Annotated in this window: 9 protein-coding genes; all 9 read left to right on the top strand. The window is 59.2% G+C overall.

The window, feature by feature from the left end; translation table 11 throughout:
• The first annotated feature begins 1 nt into the window (after window position 1).
• The 9 genes from AC27VJ_RS13690 (at window position 2) to glgX (ending at window position 16283) form a co-directional block, all read left to right on the top strand.
• Window positions 2–2410, top strand: coding sequence for a circularly permuted type 2 ATP-grasp protein (locus AC27VJ_RS13690; protein WP_488684497.1), 2409 nt, complete (start codon window positions 2–4; stop codon window positions 2408–2410).
• A 3-nt stretch (window positions 2411–2413) separates the two neighbouring features.
• A complete protein-coding gene (locus AC27VJ_RS13685) occupies window positions 2414–3295 on the top strand; it encodes a transglutaminase family protein (protein WP_488684496.1) in 882 nt (293 codons plus the stop codon).
• Between the two features lie 189 nt (window positions 3296–3484).
• Complete coding sequence (locus AC27VJ_RS13680) at window positions 3485–4714, top strand: TadE/TadG family type IV pilus assembly protein (RefSeq protein WP_113089430.1); 1230 nt, start codon at window positions 3485–3487, stop codon at window positions 4712–4714.
• Window positions 4715–4934: 220 nt separating this feature from the next.
• Window positions 4935–7397, top strand: a complete 2463-nt coding sequence (locus AC27VJ_RS13675; RefSeq protein WP_113089378.1) for a glycogen/starch/alpha-glucan phosphorylase — start codon at window positions 4935–4937, stop codon at window positions 7395–7397.
• Entirely contained in the window at window positions 7397–9604 is a 2208-nt protein-coding gene (glgB, locus tag AC27VJ_RS13670) for a 1,4-alpha-glucan branching protein GlgB (RefSeq protein WP_113089377.1), read from the top strand. The genes AC27VJ_RS13675 and glgB overlap by 1 nt, the downstream gene beginning before the upstream one ends.
• 60 nt (window positions 9605–9664) lie before the next feature.
• Complete coding sequence (gene glgC, locus AC27VJ_RS13665) at window positions 9665–10927, top strand: glucose-1-phosphate adenylyltransferase (RefSeq protein WP_113089376.1); 1263 nt, start codon at window positions 9665–9667, stop codon at window positions 10925–10927.
• A 5-nt stretch (window positions 10928–10932) separates the two neighbouring features.
• Entirely contained in the window at window positions 10933–12375 is a 1443-nt protein-coding gene (glgA, locus tag AC27VJ_RS13660; protein ID WP_113089375.1) for a glycogen synthase GlgA, read from the top strand.
• Window positions 12376–14007 carry an alpha-D-glucose phosphate-specific phosphoglucomutase gene (locus AC27VJ_RS13655; protein ID WP_488684495.1) on the top strand — a complete coding sequence of 544 codons (1632 nt, stop codon included), beginning with the start codon at window positions 12376–12378 and terminating at the stop codon, window positions 14005–14007.
• A 323-nt stretch (window positions 14008–14330) separates the two neighbouring features.
• Window positions 14331–16283 carry a glycogen debranching protein GlgX gene (gene glgX / locus AC27VJ_RS13650; protein WP_488684494.1) on the top strand — a complete coding sequence of 651 codons (1953 nt, stop codon included), beginning with the start codon at window positions 14331–14333 and terminating at the stop codon, window positions 16281–16283.
• Window positions 16284–16369 lie beyond the last annotated feature (86 nt).

Genomic DNA, 16369 nt, shown 5'->3' with positions numbered 1-16369 from the left:
CTTGGCAAAGGCACCGGCATTGGAACGGATGAGCGAAAAACCCGGCATGGCTTCCATGCTGGATTATCGCCCCATGCCCGGAATTGCCGATGAAATGCTGGACATACACGGGAACATTCGCCCCGTCTGGCAACCCTTCGTCAACGCGCTCTCCCGTATGGAAGAACGCGAGCTGCATGAGCGCTTTGCCCGCACCGACCGTTATCTGCGCGACGCGGGTGTTTTCTATCGCGATTACAGCGCGCAGGGAAACACCGAGCGCAACTGGCCGATTTCCCATATCCCTGTCCTGATCGATGAGAAGGAATGGGAAGCAGTGTCGCGCGGTCTTGTCCAGCGCGCCAATCTGCTGGAAAGCATCGTTGCGGATTTTTACGGCGAAAACCGGCTGGTTCAGCAGGGCTATGTGCCGCCGTCGCTGCTCGCCTCCAACCCGGAATATCTGCGCCCGCTGGCAGGCGTTAAACCGGCGGATGGCCACTATCTGCATTTCTGTTCGTTCGAAATCGGCCGTGGGCCTGACGGTAACTGGTGGGTGCTGGCAGACCGCACGCAGGCCCCATCCGGCGCGGGCTTTGCGCTCGAAAACCGCGTGGCCACCACCCGCGCCTTTTCCGATATCTATGGCGAAACCCACGTCCACCGCCTCGCCTCCTTCTTCGGTGCGTTTCGCGATACGTTGCAGTCGCACCGCCAGCACCCGGATGATCGCATCGCGGTTCTGACGCCCGGACCCGCCAGCGAAACCTATTTCGAACACGCCTATATCGCCCGCTATCTCGGCTTCATGCTGCTGGAAGGCGAGGACCTTACCGTCGTCAACAACCGCGTCATGGTTCGCACCGTCGCGGGCCTCAAGCCCGTTGGCGTGCTGTGGCGGCGGCTGGATGCGTCCTATACCGACCCGCTGGAACTGGACCAGAACTCCCATATCGGCACGCCCGGCATGGTGCAGGCCCTGCGCTCCGGCTCGCTCAGCATGGTCAATGCGCTGGGGTCAGGCATTCTCGAAACCCGTGCGCTGCTCGCCTTCATGCCTGCTATCTGTCGCCATCTTTTGGGCGAAGAGCTCGCCATGCCATCCATCGCCACATGGTGGTGCGGCCAGCCGTCCGAGCGCGAACATGTGGCGCGCAACATCGAGCGCATGGTCATCGGCCCGGCCTATTCGCGCCTGCCCTTCTTTGACGATAACGGCCAGTCGGTTCTCGGCTCATCTCTGCGCGAAACGGCGAAGGATTCCATCGGTGACTGGCTGGCAAGCGACGGCCACAAGCTCGTCGGCCAGGAAGTCGTCACGCTCTCCACAACACCGGCCTATGTCGACGGCAAGCTGGTGCCGCGCCCCATGAGCTTGCGCGTCTTTGCGGCACGCACGCAGGATGGCTGGCAGGTCATGCCCGGCGGCTTTGCCCGCATTGGCCGCGGTGCCGATACGGCAGCCATTGCCATGCAGGCGGGCGGCAGTGCTGCCGATGTCTGGATCGTCTCCGACAAGCCGGTGGAACGCACAACGCTTCTGCCAGCCGAAGAAAATTTCATCCGCAACATGCCCGGCAGCCTGCCGAGCCGCGCCGCCGACAATCTGTTCTGGCTGGGCCGTTATATCGAGCGGGCCGAAGGGGCGCTGCGCATCCTGCGCGCATGGCACGCCCGCTTTGCCGAATCCGCTGATCCGAAGCAGCCGCTTCTGGCCCACGTCACCGCCTATCTCGAAACCATCGATATCGACGTCGAGGAAGCCGTTCCCGCAAGCCTGATCGCCAATCTCAACAGCGCCATCTATTCCGCCAGCAATATAAGAGACCGTTTCTCGCCGGATGGCTGGCTGGCGCTGAACGATCTGGCCAAGACCGCACGCCGCTTCCAGAGCAAGGTCGCCGCCGGTGATGACGCCACCCATGCCATGACCGTGCTGCTGCGCAAGCTCGCGGGCTTTGCCGGTCTGGTGCATGAAAACATGTACCGTTTCACCGGCTGGCGGTTCCTCTCCATCGGTCGTTATCTGGAACGCGGCCTGCATCTCACGCGGCTTCTCGGCCATATGAGCGGGCCGGACGCACCTGATGGCTCCTACGACATGCTGCTAGAAATCGGCGACAGCGTCATGACCCACCGCCGCCGCTACAACGTCAACACGGCAGCGCTGACAGTGATGGACCTGCTCGGTCTCGATCCGCTCAACCCGCGCTCCATTCTGTTCCAGCTCAACGAAATCCGCACCGAGGTTGAGCAACTGCCCAATGCCTTCGTCAACGGCCAGATGTCGCCCTTCTATCGTGAAGTGATGCGCATCCACTCCGGCCTTGCAGTGATGACACCGGAAAACCTGTCGCCCGCCGTTTTCCGTCAGCTGGAGCAGGATCTGGAACATCTATCGGACCTTCTCGCCCAGACATATCTCGGATAGGCCATGCTTTACGACCTGACGCTGCACATGGGCTATATTTACGATACGCTGGCGTCCGGCGCGCGCCACATCATCCGCATCATGCCCCTGTCCATCCCCGGCAAGCAGAGATTGATCGCTGGATCACTGAGCGTGACACCATCCCCGGAAGAGCGCACCGTCTTCGATGATTTCTTCCAGCAGAGCGCGACCTCAGTCTTCCTGCGCGCCCCGCACGATAAGCTGGATATCCGCATGCAGGCCCGCGTTTCCGTGGAAAGCCCCTCGCTAACGGCGGATTTCTCGCCGCAACTTGCGAGACTGCCCGCAGAACTGGCAAGCGTCTGGTCGCTCGGCCCGCAATCGCCGCATCATCTGGCAGGCGTCAGCCCGCGCATCGGTGAGAACGCCGCCATTGCCGCATACGCCCGCGAGACCATCAAGCCCGGCATGACCATCCGCGAAATCGCGATGGCGCTGTGCAAGCGCATCTACAAGGACTTCAAATATGATGGCGAGGCGACCACGGTGGACACCACACCGGCGGAAGCCTTCAAACTCAAACGCGGCGTCTGTCAGGATTTCTCGCACATCATGATATCGGCGCTGCGCAGCCTCGGCATTCCCGCAGGCTATGTCAGCGGCTTCCTGCGCACCATTCCGCCAGCCGGCAAGGAACGGCTGGAGGGGGCAGATGCCATGCATGCGTGGGTGCGCGTCTGGTGCGGCGAAGCGACCGGTTACATCGAACTCGACCCCACCAACGACATCGTCGCCGGCAGCGACCACATCGTCGTCGGTTACGGGCGCGATTATTCCGACATCGCCCCCGTCATCGGCGTGCTGAAAAGCTATGGCAACCAGCAGACCACGCAGGCCGTGGACGTCATTCCCGTCAAGCACTGAGCCTGCACCAAAACGGAACGAAGGACGTGCCGCAGCGGCACAAAGCCTCGTTTCACGACAGAAATCTGTCCCGTTTCGAGCACTCGATAAATTTGCTCACGTTACGTTAGGAAAATCTACATTGCCCGGCAGTAGAGCTGAAACCATCACACAATTGAACAGGTGGACATGATGTTCAACGGGGCTGGAATGAAGACACGCATGCGCGCGCTGTTGAGCGACAGGCAGGGCAATTTCGCCATGATGACAGCGGCGGCATTGCCGCTTTTGATGGGGGTTGCCGGGGCTGGGCTGGAGTTGACCAGAGTCATGCAGGTTAAGTCCGACCTGCAAAATGCGGCCGATGGCGGAACATTGGGTGCCGCTACTGAAGCACGCATTGCCGAAGGTGCGAAAAGCAATAACGAATTGGCCGAATCCGTTAAGAATTATCTGGGCGCGCAAGAGTGGGCGACCGGCATGACGGCTGAGCAGAAGAAAGATTTCGAGAAGAACCTGAGTACGGTCGTGACCAAATCGGATACTTCTAAGGGAAGCGTCTATAATATCACGACCACGTTCAGCTATTCCATGCCGCTCAACCCGATGCTGAGCCTTATCGGTGCGGACGCTATCACGCTCAGAGTTACCAGCACATCGCAGAGCAGCTACAACAAGGGCGCACCGATCTCGATGTACCTTGTTCTTGACCGCTCAGGTTCGATGTCGTTCGTGACCGACACCGTCGATAAGAGCAAAAGCTCATGTCAGAACTATACCGATGCCAATTGGTCGTCCTATCCAAATCTGAGGGCTAGCAGCCCATGCTACGTCAACAAAAGCACCTCGCTGAAAACGGCGGTTAGTTACCTTGTCGATACTCTCAACAAGTCCGACCCCACTTACAAGGCTGGCAGCTTGCCGGAATCGACTTTGGTCCGCACCGCTGCTGTCGCCTATAACGACTCCAGTTTTTCTGCGCAGAACATGGATTGGGGCACGAAGAAAACCAACGCTTACGTTCAGGCCATACCGCAATATCCGACAGGCGGTACGAATGCGAACGCTGCATTGACGACAGCGTACAACGCTCTCAAATCCTCAAACACTACCGAAGCGTTGGCTCGTAAAACGTATGGAGACAATTTCTTCGAGCGTTACATCGTGCTGATGACGGATGGTGAAATGACCGGCGCAAGCTCTTCATGGAACTCCAGCATCGACGCAGCCGTCCGCTCGACCTGCGCGACCGCCAAAGCCGATGGCATCAAGATTTTTACCATCGCCTTCATGGCGCCAGCCAGAGGCAAATCGCTGCTTCAGGCATGCGCCACCAGCAATGACAATTTTTACGAACCCGACAACATGGATGAAATCGTTGAGGCCTTTGGCGATATCGCCCGAAAGGCAGCGGGCAATATCAGCCGCGTAACGAACTAACACCCTGCAAATTGCGCGAACAAGCCGCGAGAGCTCAAAGGCTCCGCGGCTTTTCGTGTTCGCACAACACCATGCCGCGGATTCAGACGGTAAAATCATACCTGCCTCCCCAAAATCGGCTGTTGCCAGAGGCTGTGAACGATGCATAAATCGCATTCGAGACGATATGACGGATCGACAGAATCAGGCCCCCTCCTCCCACCAAGGTACTGACCGACCAATGATCAACAAACTCGCCACCAACGACCTTCCCCGCCCCGCCCCACGCAGCTCGGAGCCGGAGGTTCTTGCCAATGAAATCATCGAAAGACTGACCTATCGCATCGGCAAGGACGTCAAGGTCGCAAAGCCGCATGACTGGCTGACCGCCACCATTCTCGTCATCCGCGACCGTGTCATCGACAAGTGGATGGAATCCACCCGCAAGGCGTATCAGAACGACAGCAAGCGCGTTTATTATCTGTCGCTGGAGTTTCTGATCGGCCGCCTGATGCGCGACGCCATCTCCAATCTTGGCCTGATGGGCGAGATCAAGGATGCGCTGACATCGCTGGGTGTCGAGTTCGACGTGATCGCCGGTCTGGAGCCGGATGCGGCACTTGGCAATGGCGGTCTTGGCCGTCTCGCTGCCTGCTTCATGGAATCCATGGCCACCGTCGATATCCCGGCTTACGGCTACGGCATCCGTTACGTCCACGGCCTTTTCCGCCAGCAGATGGCGGATGGCTGGCAGGTGGAATTGCCCGAAACATGGCTTGCCCACGGCAACCCCTGGGAATTCGAACGTCGCGAAAGCTCCTATGAAATCGGCTTCGGCGGCGCTGTCGAAACCATCGGCGGTTATGAAGAGCCGCAGCGCTTCGTCTGGAAACCGGCAGAGCGCATGATCGCCACCGCCTATGACACACCCGTCGTTGGATGGCGCGGCACCCGCGTCAACACGCTGCGCCTGTGGTCGGCACAGCCTATCGATCCGATCCTGCTCGACGCCTTCAATGCGGGCGATCACATCGGCGCGCTGCGTGAAAGCAACAAGGCCGAGGCCCTGACCCGCGTGCTTTACCCGGCCGATGCCAACCCGGCAGGGCAGGAACTGCGTCTGAGGCAGGAATATTTCTTCTCGTCCGCCTCGCTTCAGGACATTCTACGCCGCCATTTGCAGCAATATCCTGATTTCACCAACCTCGCCGACAAGGTGTCCATCCAGCTCAACGACACGCATCCGGCCATTTCCATTGCCGAAATGATGCGCCTTCTGTGCGACGTGCATGGACATGATTTTGAAGAGGCCTGGACGATCACACGCGGCACCTTCTCCTACACCAACCATACGCTTCTGCCCGAAGCGCTGGAAAGCTGGCCGGTGCCTCTGCTGGAGCGGCTGTTGCCGCGCCACATGCAGATCATCTATGCGATCAACGCCAACACGCTTCTTTTCGCCCGCAAGGAAAAGAAGATGGTCGATCAGCAGATTCGCTCCATCTCCGTCATCGAAGAAGGCGGAGAGCGTCGCGTGCGCATGGGCAACCTGGCCTTTATCGGCTCGCACTCCATCAACGGCGTATCGGCACTTCACACCGAACTGATGAAGGAAACGGTGTTTGCCGACCTTCACACGCTTTATCCAGAGCGCATCAACAACAAGACCAACGGCATCACCCCACGCCGCTGGTTGATGCAGTGCAATCCCGGCCTCACCGACCTCATCCGCCAGTCCATCGGCGATGAATTCCTGGATGACGCGGAAAAGCTGGTGGCGCTGGACCGCTTTGCCGAAGACAAGGGCTTCCGCGAGAAGTTTGCCGAAATCAAGCGCCAGAACAAGGTCCGCCTTGCCAATCTGGTTGCCCAGCGCATGGGCATCCGCGTCGATCCATCGGCCATGTTCGATATCCAGATCAAGCGTATCCATGAATATAAGCGCCAGCTGCTCAACCTCATCGAGGCGGTTGCGCTTTACGATCAAATCCGTTCCCGCCCGGAACTGGATTGGGTGCCGCGCGTTAAGTTCTTCGCTGGCAAAGCAGCGCCGAGTTATCACAATGCAAAGCTCATCATAAAGCTCGCCAATGATATCGCGCGTGTCATCAATAACGATCCGGCAGTGCGCGGGCTTCTGAAAGTGGTATTCATTCCCAATTACAACGTGTCCCTTGCGGAGATCATGGTTCCAGCGGCGGATCTGTCGGAACAGATTTCGACGGCTGGCATGGAAGCCTCCGGCACCGGCAACATGAAGTTCGGTCTGAACGGCGCGCTCACCATCGGTACGCTTGATGGTGCCAACGTTGAGATGCTCGAACATGTCGGCAAGGACAACATCGTCATCTTCGGAAAGACCGCGGATGAAGTGGCCCAGGCCCGCGCCGAAGGCCACAATCCCCGCGCCATCATCGAAAATTCCGCCGAACTGTCGCAGGCGGTGTCATCCATCGCATCCGGCGTGTTTTCGCCGGATGACAGGTCCCGTTTCTCAGCCCTGATGGACGGTATCTACAATAATGACTGGTTCATGGTCGCGGCAGACTTCGACGCTTATGCGCAGGCACAGCGCGACGTCGATGCCATCTGGAGCGACACGAACAGCTGGTACGAAAAAACCGTGCGCAATACGGCACGCATGGGCTGGTTCTCGTCCGACCGGACGATCCGGCAATATGCAACCGAAATCTGGAGAGCTTGATGAAGAAACCGCTCAATTCTGCCGAAGAGACAAAGACTGGCGCTACAGCTAAGGCTGAGATCGAGGCAATCAAGAGCGGTTTGCATTCCAACCCCTTTGCCGTCCTGGGTGTTCACCAGACCCCGGACGGCTTTGTGGCGCGCTGCTTCATTCCCGGTGCGGAAGAAGTGACGGCCATGACCCTGGACGGCAACGTTGCAGGTGAATTGGTCCGCACGGATGATGAAGGTTTCTTCGAAGGGCCGATCACGCTGTCCAAGCGCCAGCCTATCCGCTATCGCGCACTGCGTGACGATGCCGAATGGGCCGTAACCGATCCTTACAGCTTCGGCCCCGTGCTTGGCCCCATGGATGATTATTACGTCCGTGAAGGCTCGCATTTGCGCCTTTTCGACAAGCTGGGCGCTCACCCACTGAAACTCGAAGGCGTCGAAGGCTTTCACTTCGCCGTCTGGGCGCCCAATGCCCGGCGCGTGTCCGTGGTGGGGGATTTCAACAATTGGGATGGCCGCCGCCATGTCATGCGGTTCCGCAAAGATACGGGCCTGTGGGAAATCTTCGCACCGGATGTCTATTCCGGGTGCAGCTACAAATTCGAGATCATCGGCCCCCACGGCGAATTGCTGCCGCTGAAAGCCGACCCCTATGCCCGCCGCGCTGAACTGCGCCCCAAGAATGCGTCTGTCACCACGCCGGAACTGGTTCAGGACTGGAGCGACGAGGCACACCGCAAGCACTGGGCCAGCATCGATCAGCGCCGCCAGCCGATTACCATTTACGAAGTCCACGCATCCTCCTGGCAGCATGCCGAAGATGGTTCGCTTCTGTCATGGGACGAACTGGCAGCGCGGCTGATCCCCTACTGCGCCGATATGGGCTTCACCCACATCGAATTCATGCCCATCACCGAACATCCCTATGACCCGTCATGGGGCTACCAGACCACGGGGCTTTACGCACCAACCGCGCGTTTCGGAGAGCCGGAAGGCTTTGCCCGTTTCGTCAATGGCGCGCATAAGGTCGGCATCGGCGTCATTCTGGACTGGGTTCCTGCCCACTTCCCGACGGATGAGCATGGGCTGAAATGGTTCGATGGCACAGCGCTTTACGAACATGCCGATCCGCGTCAGGGTTTCCACCCGGACTGGAACACGGCGATCTATAATTTCGGTCGCGTCGAGGTCATGTCCTACCTCATAAACAACGCGCTCTACTGGGCCGAGAAATTCCATCTTGACGGCCTGCGCGTCGATGCCGTCGCCTCCATGCTCTACCTCGATTATTCCCGCAAGGAAGGCGAGTGGGTGCCCAACGAATATGGCGGGCGCGAAAATCTGGAATCCGTTCGCTTCCTTCAGCAGATGAACACGCTGATTTACGGCAACCATCCCGGCGTGATGACCATTGCCGAGGAATCCACCTCATGGCCGAAGGTGTCGCAGCCGGTGCATGAAGGCGGTCTCGGCTTCGGCTTCAAGTGGAACATGGGCTTCATGCACGACACGCTGAGCTATTTCCAGCGCGAGCCGGTGCATCGCAAGTTCCACCATCAGGAACTCAGCTTCGGCCTGCTGTACGCTTTCAGCGAAAACTTCGTGCTGCCGATTTCCCATGATGAAGTGGTGCACGGCAAGGGCTCGATGATTGCCAAGATGCCGGGTGACGACTGGCAGAAATTTGCTAATCTGCGTGCCTACTACGCCTTCATGTGGGGGTATCCCGGCAAGAAGCTGCTGTTCATGGGCCAGGAATTTGCGCAGTGGAGCGAATGGAGCGAAAAGACCGCGCTCGACTGGAACCTGCTGCAATATCATATGCATGAAGGCATGCGCCGCCTCGTGCGCGATCTCAACTTCATGTACCGCTCCAAAGGTGCGCTGCATGCGCGCGATTGCGAGCCGGAGGGCTTCCAGTGGCTGTCTGCCGATGACCATGAAAACTCGGTCTTTGCCTGGTTGCGCATGGCGCCGGGCGAAAAGCCGGTTGCCGTCATCTGTAACCTGACGCCTGTCTATCGTGAAAACTTCTACGTGCCGCTGCCCACAGCTGGCCGCTGGCGTGAGGTGCTGAACACCGATGCCGAGATTTACGGCGGCAGCGGCAAGGGCAATGGCGGTCGCGTGCAGGCTGTGGATGCGGGAGGTAACATCGGTGCCACGCTGACACTGCCGCCACTTGCGGTCATCATGCTGGAGCTGGAAAATTAACAGCCAAAAACGGTGCTTCGACACCAAGGGAACATACGGGAATTTTATGGGAGGACTGCTATGAGTGAGAAAAGAGTTCAGCCACTGGCGCGTGACGCAATGGCCTATGTGCTTGCTGGTGGCCGTGGCAGCCGCCTGAAGGAGCTGACGGACCGTCGCGCAAAACCCGCCGTCTATTTCGGTGGCAAGGCCCGCATCATCGATTTCGCCCTTTCGAATGCCTTGAACTCCGGCATTCGCCGCATCGGCGTCGCCACGCAGTACAAGGCGCATTCGCTCATCCGCCACCTGCAGCGCGGCTGGGACTTCTTCCGCCCGGAACGTAACGAAAGCTTCGATATTCTCCCCGCCTCCCAGCGCGTATCTGAAACGCAATGGTATGAAGGCACCGCCGACGCGGTCTATCAGAACATCGATATCATCGAGCCCTATGGCCCGGAATATATGGTCATTCTGGCGGGCGACCACATCTACAAGATGGACTATGAATACATGCTGCAACAGCATGTGGACAGCGGTGCAGACGTCACCATCGGCTGCCTTGAAGTGCCGCGCATGGAAGCCACCGGCTTCGGCGTCATGCATGTCAACGACAAGGATGAAATCATCAATTTCATCGAAAAGCCTGCGGATCCGCCGGGCATTCCCGGCAATGAAGACTTCGCACTGGCCTCCATGGGTATCTACGTGTTCCACACGAAGTTCCTGATGGATTGCCTGCGCCGCGATGCCAGCGACCCCAATTCCAGCCGCGACTTCGGCAAGGACATTATTCCCCACATCGTCCAGCACGGCAAAGCCGTCGCCCACCGCTTCGCCTCCTCCTGCGTGCGGTCCGATTTTGAACACGAGCCCTATTGGCGCGATGTCGGCACCATTGATGCCTATTGGCAGGCCAATATCGACCTTACCGATATCGTTCCCGACCTCGACATCTACGACAAATCCTGGCCGATCTGGACCTATGCGGAAATTCTGCCACCGGCAAAATTCGTCCATGACGATGAGAAGCGTCGTGGTTCGGCCACATCTTCGGTCGTTGCCGGTGACTGCATCATCTCCGGCTCGTCTTTGAACCGCAGCCTGTTGTTCACAGGCGTGCGCGCAAATTCATACTCACGCCTTGAGAATGCCGTAGTGCTGCCGAGTGTGAAGATCGGGCGTCACGCCCAGCTGAGCAATGTGGTGATCGACCATGGCGTCGTCATCCCGGAAGGACTGATCGTTGGAGAGGACCCGGAACTCGATGGAAAACGCTTCCGCCGCACGGAAAGCGGCATTTGCCTGATAACCCAATCGATGATCGACAAGCTGGATCTGTAGACCTCATGAATGTTCTTTCGGTTGCGTCCGAAGTCTATCCACTCATCAAGACCGGGGGGCTCGCCGATGTCGCTGGCGCGCTTCCCATCGCTCTCAAAGCCTATGGCATCACCACCCGCACGCTTATTCCCGGCTACCCTGCGGTCAAGGCAGCGGTGGCAGATGCGGTCAAGATTGCCGAACTGCCCGATCTGCTGGGAGAGCGTGCCGATATTCTCGAAGCACATCACGAGGGTCTCGATCTTCTGATCCTCGATGTGCCCGCCTATTACGATCGCCCCGCCGGTCCCTATCTCGATTCCACCGGCAAGGATTTCGAGGATAACTGGAAGCGCTTCGCGGCGCTTTCACTGGCAGCAGCCGAAATCGCCGCGGGCAAACTGCCGGGCTGGCAGCCGGATTTGCTGCACGCTCATGACTGGCAGGCCGCCATGGCCCCGGTCTACATGCGTTATGCGGAAACGCCGGAACTGCCGAGCGTCCTGACCATCCACAACATCGCCTTTCAGGGCCAGTTCGGCGCCAATATCTTTAGCCAGCTGGGCCTGCCCGCCCATGCTTTCAGCACCGAAAGCATCGAATATTACAACGATATCAGCTTCCTCAAGGGCGGTGTGCAGACCTCGACGGCCATCAGTACCGTCAGCCCGTCTTATGCCGAAGAAATTCTCACACCCGAATTCGGCATGGGGCTGGATGGTGTCATCAGAAGCCGCGCCCATGTCATGCATGGCATCGTCAACGGCATCGACGCCGATGTCTGGAACCCGGCCACCGACCATCTGGTCAACCACAATTACTCCGCCGCCAATCTGAAGCTGCGCACCCTGAACAAGGCCTCCGTCGCCAGCCATTTCCGGATCGATCAGGACAGCGGCCCGCTCTTTTGCGTCATTTCGCGCCTGACATGGCAAAAAGGTATAGACCTCGTGACCGAAGTGGTGGACGATATCGTCGCCATGGGTGGACGCCTCGTCGTGCTGGGCGCTGGCGAGATTGCGCTGGAAGGTGCCCTTCTGGCCGCAGCCTCGCGTCATCCCGGCCGTGTCGGCGTCGCCATCGGCTATAACGAGCCGCTGTCGCATCTCATGCAGGCGGGCTGTGACGCCATCATCATCCCCTCGCGCTTCGAGCCCTGCGGCCTGACCCAGCTTTACGCCCTGCGCTATGGCTGCATTCCCGTTGTGGCGCGAAACGGCGGGCTGAATGACACTGTCATCGATGCCAACCACGCTGCCGTTGCCGCCAAGGTGGCGACCGGCGTGCAGTTCACCTCGATCACGCCGGAAGGTTTGCGCCAGGCGATCAGACGCACGGTGCGCTATTATCACGATCAGAAACTGTGGACGCAGATGCAGAAGCAGGGCATGAAATCGGATGTTTCCTGGGAAAAGAGCGCTGGTCTTTACGCCGCGCTCTACGCCCAACTTATTTCGAAAGGCCAGTAAATGACCATTAAAACTGTTCAAACCAAACCATTTCAGGACCAGAAGCCAGGCACATCCGGCCTTCGCAAGAAAGTGCCTGTCTTTGCGCAGGAAAACTACGCGGAAAACTTCATCCAGTCGATTTTCGACAGCCTTGAAGGTTTTGCCGGACAGGCGCTGGTGATCGGCGGCGACGGTCGCTACTACAACCGCGAAGTGATCCAGAAGGCCGTCAAAATGGCGGCTGCCGCCGGTTTCGGCAAGGTTCTGGTCGGTCAGGGCGGCATTCTGTCCACGCCTGCGGCCTCCAACATCATCCGAAAGTATAAGGCCTTTGGCGGCATCGTTCTGTCAGCCAGCCATAATCCCGGCGGCCCCAACGAAGATTTCGGCATCAAGTACAATATCGGCAATGGCGGCCCGGCACCGGAAAAAATCACCGACGCCATTTTCGAGCGCACCAAGGCTATCGAGACCTATCGCATCTCCGACGCCGCCGATATCGATCTCGATACGATCGGAACGGCTGACGTTGACGGCATGACGGTTGAGGTCATCGATCCCGTTGCCGATTACGCAACGCTGATGGAAGAATTGTTCGACTTCCCCGCCATCCGCAACCTCATCGCCGGTGGTTTCCGCGTCGTGGTCGATAGCATGAGCGCCGTCACCGGCCCATATGCGGTCGAGATCATCGAAAAGCGCCTCGGTGCACCCGCCGGTTCCGTGCACAACTCCGTTCCCCTCCCCGATTTCGGCGGTCACCATCCCGACCCGAACCTCGTTCATGCCAAGGAAATGTATGACGAGGTAATGAGCCCAGCAGGCCCAGATTTCGGCGCCGCCTCCGATGGTGACGGCGACCGCAACATGGTGGTCGGCAAGGGCATGTTCGTCACCCCATCCGACAGCCTTGCCATCATCGCCGCGAACGCCACACTCGCTCCCGGCTATGCAGCTGGCATTTCCGGCATCGCCCGCTCCATGCCAACCAGTGCGGCGGCAGACCGCGTGGCCGAAAAGCTCGGCATCGGCATGTATGAAACGCCCACCGGCTGGAAGTTCTTCGGCAACCTGCTGGACGCTGGCAAGGTCACCATCTGCGGCGAAGAAAGCTTCGGCACCGGCTCCAACCATGTGCGCGAAAAGGACGGACTCTGGGCCGTTCTGTTCTGGCTGAATATCGTCGCCGCCCGCAAGGAAAGCGTCAAGGACATCGTCACCAAGCACTGGGCCGAATATGGCCGCAACTACTACTCCCGCCACGACTATGAAGAAGTCGATAGCGACGCCGCCAACACGCTTGTCTCCATCCTGCGCGAAAAGCTCGCCACCCTGCCCGGCACCACCTATGGCGCGCTGAAAGTGAAGGCCGCCGATGATTTCGCCTATAACGACCCGGTCGATCAATCCGTCAGCAAGAACCAGGGCATCCGCATCCTCTTCGAAGGCGGCTCCCGCATCGTCATCCGCCTCTCGGGCACCGGCACGGCGGGCGCGACCCTGCGTCTCTATGTCGAGCGTTACGAGGCCGATGCGTCTCGGCATAATATCGAGACGCAGGAGGCTTTGGCGGATTTGATTTCGGCAGCGGATGCGATTGCGGGGATCAAGAAGCATACGGGGCGTGATGCTCCGACGGTTATTACGTGATTTTTGACGATGCCGCCAGGTTACCTCTCCCCTTGTGGGAGAGGAAAGAAAATCACGATCTTAGCTTTGCTAAGTCGTAGATTTTCTAGGTGAGGGGTCCGCCGAGGGTGCGGCAAACCCCTCACTTGCGATTTCTAACACTTAGCTAACGCTAAGATGTTGAAATCGCTTTCTCTCCCACAAGGGGAGAGATAACCAGAAGCGCTATCACGACCTAATGACCGAAAGCCATCCACAATTCTGTCTCCCCCCTTGAGGGGGAGATGTCCGGCAGGACAGAGGGGGGTGAACCCCACCCACACAGCCAACAAATGGAAACCCAGATGCCAAATCCCACCGTTTCCCCCAAAGGCGCCATCCCCTCGGAAAACGGAACGGCATTCTCCGTCTACTCCCGCCACGCCTCACACATAGACCTCTGCCTCTTCGACGAAACCGGCACCACCCAGACCGCCCGCCTGCCCATGCAGCGCGATGAAAACGACATCCACCGCCTCACCACACACGCCCCCATCGGCACCCGCTACGGCTTCCGCGCCGATGGCGTCTACGCACCCGATCACGGCCTCTGGTTCGACCCGTCCAAGCTCCTGCTCGACCCCTATGCCACGCAGATCGACCGACCTTTCGCCCACGACCCGGCGCTGTTCACCTTCGGCACCGACACGGCGCTCATCATGCCGAAATCCATCGTCTCGCAGCACCATCAGGTAAAACACCAGCCGCCCCTCTTCGCGCCCGGCGGCTTGATCTACGAAGTCGCCGTCAAGCCCTTCACCATGCTGCACCCGGATGTGCCAGATGCCATTAAGGGAACGGTCGCGGCCCTTGCCCACCCCTCCATTATCGCCCACCTCAAAACCATCGGCGTCGATGCCATCGAGCTGATGCCCATCACCGCGTGGATCGATGAGCGCCATCTGCCACCGCTCGGCCTCACCAACGGCTGGGGTTACAACCCCGTCGGCTTCATGGCGCTGGACCCGCGTCTTTGCCCCGGTGGCGTGGAAGAATTGCGCGAGACCGTGGCGACCCTGCACGACAACGGCATCGGCGTCATTCTCGATCTCGTCTTCAACCACACCGGCGAAAGCGACCTCTTCGGCTCGACGCTGTCGCTGCGCGGGCTGGATAATCTCAGCTATTATCGCCATCTGCCGGATGATCCCGGCACGCTGGTCAACGATACCGGCACCGGCAACACCGTCGCCTGCGCCCCCCCCCAAGTTCGCCAGCTGGTTCTCGACACGCTCCGGCACTTCGTGGCGCATGCGGGCATAGACGGCTTCCGCTTCGACCTTGCCCCGATCCTCGGTCGCACGGCCACCGGTTTCGACACCGCCAGCAAAACCCTCGCCGCCTTGGTCGAAGACCCTTTGTTGCAAGACCGCATCATGATTGCCGAACCCTGGGACATCGGCCCCGGCGGTTACCAGCTCGGCAACTTTCCGGAAAACTTCCTCGAATGGAACGACCGCGCCCGCGATGACCTTCGCCGATACTGGCGCGGCGATGCCGGCACCACCGGCGCACTGGCCGATGCACTCGCCGGCTCATCCGCCATCTTTTCCCGCCACAACCGAACCGCCACCCGCAGCGTCAATTTCCTTGCCGCCCATGATGGCTTCACGCTTTTCGATCTCGTGGCCCATGAACACAAGCACAATGAAGCCAATGGCGAAGACAACCGCGATGGTCACAACGAAAACCATTCATGGAACAATGGCGTCGAGGGACTGACGGACGACCCCGCCGTCAATGCGGCGCGCATCGCCGATGTCAAATCCCTGCTCTCAACCCTCTTCGTTACCCGTGGCACCATCATGCTGACGGCGGGCGATGAGGCGGGCCGCAGCCAGCGCGGCAACAACAACGCCTATTGCCAGGACAATGACATCACCTGGGTCGATTGGGCCAAGCTCTCACCCGAGCTGATCGAACACGCGGCCTACCTCGCCGCCCTGCGCAAGCGCTTCGAGGTCTTCAGCGAAGCTGACTTCTTCTCCGCCAACACCGATGACGTACAATGGCTTTCACCGACAGGCGAGCCCATGACCGTGGCCGATTGGGAACGACCGGAGGGAACGCCGCTCGCCATGCTGTTGAAAACCCGCGATCTGGAAACCGACGAAACCGTTCGCCTCGCCATCTTCTTCAATCGCACCCACGACGTCGTGCGCTTCACCCTGCCGGGCGCATGGCAACCGCTGGGCACGGATTTCGGCAATCCCGCCCATGTGCCCGCTCGCTCCGTGGTGTTTTATAGACAATGCTAAATATTGCAGCGCAAAATGGCGATTGTTCTTTAATCAGAGGCCTGTAAGCTCCATCTCAAAAGCGCCCTCATAACCCTGTCCCGTCG

The sequence above is a fragment of the Agrobacterium sp. 20P9.1.2 genome (assembly GCF_057799395.1).
Note: the sequence above shows the minus strand (reverse complement) of the source record. Positions and strands in the feature narration are given on the sequence as shown.

What these genes read in the sequence shown, in the direction of transcription:
- AC27VJ_RS13675 (WP_113089378.1), top strand. Translation starts at nt 4,935, where the DNA reads ATGATCAACAAACTCGCCACCAACGACCTTCCCCGCCCCGCCCCACGC.
- glgC (WP_113089376.1), top strand. Translation starts at nt 9,665, where the DNA reads ATGAGTGAGAAAAGAGTTCAGCCACTGGCGCGTGACGCAATGGCCTAT.
- glgA (WP_113089375.1), top strand. Translation starts at nt 10,933, where the DNA reads ATGAATGTTCTTTCGGTTGCGTCCGAAGTCTATCCACTCATCAAGACC.
- AC27VJ_RS13680 (WP_113089430.1), top strand. Translation starts at nt 3,485, where the DNA reads ATGAAGACACGCATGCGCGCGCTGTTGAGCGACAGGCAGGGCAATTTC.
- glgX (WP_488684494.1), top strand. Translation starts at nt 14,331, where the DNA reads ATGCCAAATCCCACCGTTTCCCCCAAAGGCGCCATCCCCTCGGAAAAC.
- AC27VJ_RS13685 (WP_488684496.1), top strand. Translation starts at nt 2,414, where the DNA reads ATGCTTTACGACCTGACGCTGCACATGGGCTATATTTACGATACGCTG.
- AC27VJ_RS13655 (WP_488684495.1), top strand. Translation starts at nt 12,376, where the DNA reads ATGACCATTAAAACTGTTCAAACCAAACCATTTCAGGACCAGAAGCCA.
- glgB (WP_113089377.1), top strand. Translation starts at nt 7,397, where the DNA reads ATGAAGAAACCGCTCAATTCTGCCGAAGAGACAAAGACTGGCGCTACA.